This window comes from Kiritimatiellia bacterium, assembly GCA_028715905.1.
GTDB lineage: Bacteria > Verrucomicrobiota > Kiritimatiellia > JAAZAB01 > JAAZAB01 > JAQUQV01.
The window spans coordinates 1-4,313 of sequence record JAQUQV010000058.1 but is presented as its reverse complement, the minus strand read 5'-3'; the positions used below and the strand labels follow the sequence as shown (position 1 = coordinate 4,313).

At 54.7% G+C, this 4,313-nt stretch carries 3 protein-coding genes; all 3 read right to left on the bottom strand.

Translation table 11 applies throughout. The features are described 5' to 3' along the window. Positions 1-1,235: aminotransferase class I/II-fold pyridoxal phosphate-dependent enzyme (locus PHP98_09990; GenBank protein ID MDD5483956.1), on the bottom strand; the 1,235-nt coding region annotated here is incomplete at its 3' end. Then, positions 1,232-2,269 (bottom strand): TIM barrel protein, encoded by a 1,038-nt coding sequence (locus PHP98_09985; protein ID MDD5483955.1) that lies wholly within the window; start codon positions 2,267-2,269, stop codon positions 1,232-1,234. The genes PHP98_09990 and PHP98_09985, both read right to left, overlap by 4 nt. A gap of 170 nt (positions 2,270-2,439) precedes the next feature. Further along, the gene (locus PHP98_09980) at positions 2,440-4,188 is read right to left on the bottom strand and encodes a glycoside hydrolase family 2 TIM barrel-domain containing protein (protein MDD5483954.1); all 1,749 of its coding nucleotides are present in this window, start codon (positions 4,186-4,188) and stop codon (positions 2,440-2,442) included. Between the last annotated feature and the right edge of the window lie 125 nt (positions 4,189-4,313).

Here is a 4,313-nt window from a genome sequence, read left to right as displayed (position 1 = left end):
ATGCCGCGGATTGTATCGGCAATATCCTGTTTTGTCATCACCGACGGGATCGGCATAATAACGCTCCGTTTCATCAGATTGTCCGATTGCGGCATGGCGCCCTTATGATAATCGTAATTTGAATCCTTATTGTCCGCCAGAGTCCAGGGGAAACCGTCGGCGGAGTTGGAATGCTTCCCGACCAGCGAATGAATGTTATAATAAACATGCATGCCGAAATCGGCCACGCGCATGGTCGGAGAAAGCCCCGCAAAAATCTTGTTTTTGTTCAGACATTCCGCGAACTTCTTCGCCCGGCCCGCGTCGGGCAGAATCAGGATGAGAAAAGCGCCTGTATCTCCCCGCGCATCATTCAGCCGCCTGAATTTCAGCCTGTCAATGCCGGCAATGCCTTTCTTTATCTCAGACTTGGCATGGCGCATGGCGGCGATGATTTTCGGCAATTTTTTCAACTGCACCCTGGCAATAGCGCCGGCGATTTCGCTCATCCGCCCGCCAAAACCCCAGAGCGCATATTTTCCGTCTTCCATGACCAACCTTCCGTTAATCCGCGGATAGCCGAGGTCATGAATGGCGGAGGCGCGGCGGAACAAATGCTCGGAATCGGTTGTTATTGTGCCGCCCTCGCCGGTCGTCATTATCTTGTTCAACTGGAAACTGAAGATGGCCATGTCGCCGAATGAGCCGACTTTTTTTCCTTTGTATGTTCCTCCATTGCATTGGGCGCAATCCTCCAGCACTTTTACCTTATGCCGGCGGGCAACCTTCAGTATGGCAGGCATATTGGCCGGCGCGCCGCTCATGTGGACGGCCACAATCAAACGCGTCCTTTTATTAATGCGCTTTTCAAGCGCCGCCGGGTTGAGCGTAAAGGAATCGTCTATTTCCGCCAGGACAGGAATCGCCCCCAGCCGCACCACGCCGGCCACGATCGCGATCCACATGTAGGCCGGGACGATCACTTCGCATCCCGGCCCCACGCCCAGGGCCGACATGGCCGTGGCCAGCGCCTGCGTGCCGCTGCTTACGGCAAGCGCCCGGCGGACTCCCGTAAATTTTGCGAATTCTCCTTCAAACTTGTCAACTTCGCAACCGCATTTCGGACCATAATATCGGAAAGGGCTCTTTGCGCGGATAACCCTCAAGGCGGCCGCTTCTTCCCCGCTCCCGTAAAAATTGGCGCCGGGGAATTCAAAGGGCAGGGGGGTTTTTCTAATCGAAATTATTTTCTTCATCTTTTCCCAATCATATTTTCCAGAATATACATTTCCAGGGCTTCATAATCGCGTTTGCCGATCATGTCCTGCAATTTATCTTCTTTCAAACTGCGTGATATTTCCAGCAAGCGCAGGAATATTTTCCGGCTGTTGGCCAAATGCCTGGTGGCGACATCGTCTTTCTGCGTGCGCATGGCTTTCACGTCCAGGCCGACAAATTCCCCGTTGCTTCCGTAATTATATTTGTCCAATATCCGCACCTGGTTGAACGCCCGGCGCAAATCAACGGCGCCGAACGTCTTGTCCTGGTCAAATTTCAGCCCGTTCTGGTCGTTGAGATGCACGGTCCATAATTTATTGAAAGAAAGCGCAAAACCCATTTCATCCGAAGGGTCCAGTCCGGCCAGGATGGCATGGGCGCTTTCAATATTGACGCCCACCCGTTCCGGAGCGCGGGTTTGGAACGCCAGCGCGATCGCATGGCCGGTGGTGGGAATGTAGGTGTGATCCATGGGCTCGTTTGGCTTGGGCTCTATGGCTATTTTTATTTCCGAATCATATTCCAGCATCGCGTTCATAGCCTCAAGGATGCGCTTGACCGCCTCCCGGCTGTCCTTGGCTTCGCGGGCATAGGTGCCTTCGCGCGCCAGCCAGAGCACGATCAATTTCGTGCCGAGGGCATTGGCGATATCAATACAGCGCTTGCTGCGTTCAATGGCGTATTTCCGGCAACCTGCCTCGTTTGACGTATATCCGCCGTCAACGGTGCGAGGGTCTTCCCATAACCGCGGCGCCACGAATTCCGCGGCCAGCCCGTGGGATTTGAGTTTGGCGCTGAGTTTTTCAGCTTCCCGAATAATCTGCCGGGGATTGAGTCTATTCAAATTGGGGACAGCATCGTCATCATGAAATTGGACGGCGTCAAATCCCAGTTTTTTATACATCGCCAGTTTTTTATCAAACGCGATTGACTTGCGCACGGCCGGGCCGAACGGGTCCGCGCCTTCATGAATGTTCCAGGGCCCGAACGAAAACTTGAATTTTCCCGCCATTTTATTTTCCTTTCTGTTTTTATTTTTCCAACACCAGCACGCGCACATCCAGGCTTTTCACGCTCAAGTTGATCCGGTCGCCGTTACGCGCAAACGGTTCATCCATCAAATCTTCGACATTCCGCTACCCGGACACAGAAACGTGTTCGGTTAACCACGTTGCGCGATTATCATGCAATATTCGGGTTATATATTTTTTGAACCGCCGGCCAGGCCAGCTTGTGATTGCGATGATAATCCACAACGCCCTTCAAATTGATCCCGCGCCAATGATGATTGACCGGCTTCGAGGGGTCGCGATAGTCCGCGTAACAGAACGGGAACGTGCCGCAAACCGCCGGATATTTTCCCGCAATTTCCATGTGTTTTTGGATCAAGGCCGCCTGGTAATCTTCCGACCAGAGATCAAGTCCGGCCGACCTGAATCCGGGTTCGGCGTCGGCGCCGAATTCCGTCAGCAATAGTGGTTTGCCCAAGGCTGATTTTTCCCGCAAACACGCGTCCAGCTTGGAGAGATCGCAGGGCCAATTTATGGCCGGGGCCGTTTCCACGGCGCCGTCCTGTCGGATGCGCTCATACCAGCCCCAGTACTGGTTGATTCCGATTACATCCGCCTGATCTTGCAGACAGCCAATGTTGCCATAGTAAGACGCATATCCGATCAAGCGCGAGCGGTCCAGCGCGCGCACCTGCTCAACACATGCGCGGAAAAACGCCTCTGCTTCAGGGTGCTCCGCGTTACATTCATTGCCAACGCTCCAGATGATTACGCTCGGATGGTTGACGGCCTGAAGAACCATTTCGCGCAACATGTTGACCGCCAAATTCTTGACACTGCTGTCGGAAAACGCTGTGCCGCCGGCCGATGATTTAGGGTTCAGACAATAGATCGGCGCTTCCAGCCAAAGCATCATGCCGCGCCGGTCGCATTCATCCAGAAAGAAATCCGGAGCGGGGAAATGACTGCGCAGGCAATTGACCCCCATGGCCTGCAGGTCGTCCAGGTCATGCTTCACAACGTCCGGATCAAAGACAACCCCCGTGGCGGGGTGATCATAAATGTAACACATCCCCCGCAAAAACAATGGCTTGCCGTTTATCAGGATCCTCGCGCCTTCCGCCGCCAGGGTGCGGATGCCGAATGATATCCCGCGCCGATCCAACACCTCGGCTCCGGCAAGAAGTTCCACCTCACAATGATACAATTGCGGAGTTTCAGGCGACCACGGTCGCGCCTTCTCCAATTCAAATGAAAACTTCCCTTGCGTGTCCCGCACCGGACCTTCACCCCGCCAAAGACAAACGCCCTCCGAGTTCATGATCCGCGCCCGCACCGTTAATTCGGATGACGCAGTCGCCGTCGCCACGACCAGCGTTCCTTTTGCGCCCGCGCCCTGCGGCGCCGCATCCACGCGCACACCCGCTATCCGGGAGACCCTTGTCACGGTCAGGGTCACATCCCGGTGGATCCCGCCATAGTTGTACCAGCCGATCACCGCCGGCAGGCGCATCTTCAAATGCCGGTTGTCAACCCGCACCGCGAGACGATTTTTACCGTTCTGAAGAACTTTGGACGCGTCCATGTCAAAGGCGGTGTAACCGCCCTCGTGCGAACCCACTTTCTGTCCGTTAAGAAAAACATCGGCCAGGTAATTGACGCCGCCGAAGTTGAGCCGCGCCACATGTTCCTCCGGCAATTTCCCTGCGTCAAAATCGCGCACAAACCAGGCCACGCCTTCAAAAAGATCATAACGCGCGTCATATTTGTTCCAGCAGCCCGGCACTTTTACCTCCTCCCAGCGCCCCAGACAAACCGCTTTTGAATAATCAAAATGCCGATGATATTCCGGGTCCTGGTCAACCATAAACCGCCACTTGCCGTTCAGGTTGATAGTGAATGTGCTTGCGCTGTCATTCATATGTTTACCTCCAATTGATAACCCGGACAACGAATAAACTGCCAGGGAATTTGCGCCAGGGGGTGATCCCGCACCACCCGGGACATGACCGCCAGCGAGAGCATGCGCCACCACGTGGCGAAAGC

Coding starts and splice junctions, on each gene's coding strand:
- PHP98_09985 (MDD5483955.1), bottom strand. CDS start 2,269: ATGGCGGGAAAATTCAAGTTTTCGTTCGGGCCCTGGAACATTCATGAA.
- PHP98_09980 (MDD5483954.1), bottom strand. CDS start 4,188: ATGAATGACAGCGCAAGCACATTCACTATCAACCTGAACGGCAAGTGG.